The organism is Gilliamella sp. wkB178 (genome assembly GCF_001690705.1).
In the GTDB taxonomy this organism is placed as follows: domain Bacteria; phylum Pseudomonadota; class Gammaproteobacteria; order Enterobacterales; family Orbaceae; genus Gilliamella; species Gilliamella apicola_K.
In genome coordinates, this window is sequence record NZ_LZGK01000012.1 from 1 (window position 1) to 1,155 (window position 1,155).

Annotated in this window: 1 tRNA gene and 1 rRNA gene; both read left to right on the top strand. The window is 49.8% G+C overall.

Annotated elements, in window-relative coordinates:
* Nucleotides 1–827: ribosomal RNA gene (locus A9G13_RS04250) — 16S ribosomal RNA — on the top strand; the annotation flags it as partial.
* Nucleotides 828–885: 58 nt separating this feature from the next.
* Nucleotides 886–961 (top strand) — tRNA-Glu (locus A9G13_RS04255).
* Nucleotides 962–1,155 lie beyond the last annotated feature (194 nt).

Sequence of the window (1,155 nt, forward strand, 5' to 3'; positions counted from 1 at the left end):
ATACCGGTGGCGAAGGCGGCCTTCTGGACAGATACTGACGCTGAGATGCGAAAGCGTGGGGAGCAAACAGGATTAGATACCCTGGTAGTCCACGCTGTAAACGATGTCGATTTGGAGTTTGTTGCCCTGAGTGATGGGCTCCGAAGCTAACGCGATAAATCGACCGCCTGGGGAGTACGGCCGCAAGGTTAAAACTCAAATGAATTGACGGGGGCCCGCACAAGCGGTGGAGCATGTGGTTTAATTCGATGCAACGCGAAGAACCTTACCTGGTCTTGACATCCATAGAATCTTGTAGAGATACGAGAGTGCCTTCGGGAGCTATGAGACAGGTGCTGCATGGCTGTCGTCAGCTCGTGTTGTGAAATGTTGGGTTAAGTCCCGCAACGAGCGCAACCCTTATCCTTTGTTGCCAGCGATTCGGTCGGGAACTCAAAGGAGACTGCCGTTGATAAAGCGGAGGAAGGTGGGGACGACGTCAAGTCATCATGGCCCTTACGACCAGGGCTACACACGTGCTACAATGGCGTATACAAAGGGAGGCGACCTCGCGAGAGCAAGCGGACCTCATAAAGTACGTCTAAGTCCGGATTGGAGTCTGCAACTCGACTCCATGAAGTCGGAATCGCTAGTAATCGTGAATCAGAATGTCACGGTGAATACGTTCCCGGGCCTTGTACACACCGCCCGTCACACCATGGGAGTGGGTTGCACCAGAAGTAGATAGCTTAACCTTCGGGGGGGCGTTTACCACGGTGTGGTCCATGACTGGGGTGAAGTCGTAACAAGGTAACCGTAGGGGAACCTGCGGTTGGATCACCTCCTTACGAAGAGCTCGTAAGTGTTCACACAGATTGTTTGTTGATTAAGAAGCGAAATAATAACGTCCCCTTCGTCTAGAGGCCTAGGACATCGCCCTTTCACGGCGGTAACAGGGGTTCGAATCCCCTAGGGGACGCCATACAGTTGTGACGACATTATTCGCGAATGAAATTATCTTTGTGTTTACTTTTGAATGAGTAAATAGAAAGATAAAGCTCTTTAACAATTAGGAACAAGCTGAAAGAAACGAGTTCTCGTTTTTACGGTAGGCTGCATATGAAAGTATGTTAGTTTGCAGTAAGAAAGAGAAAAAAGCGTAATGAAAACCAAGAC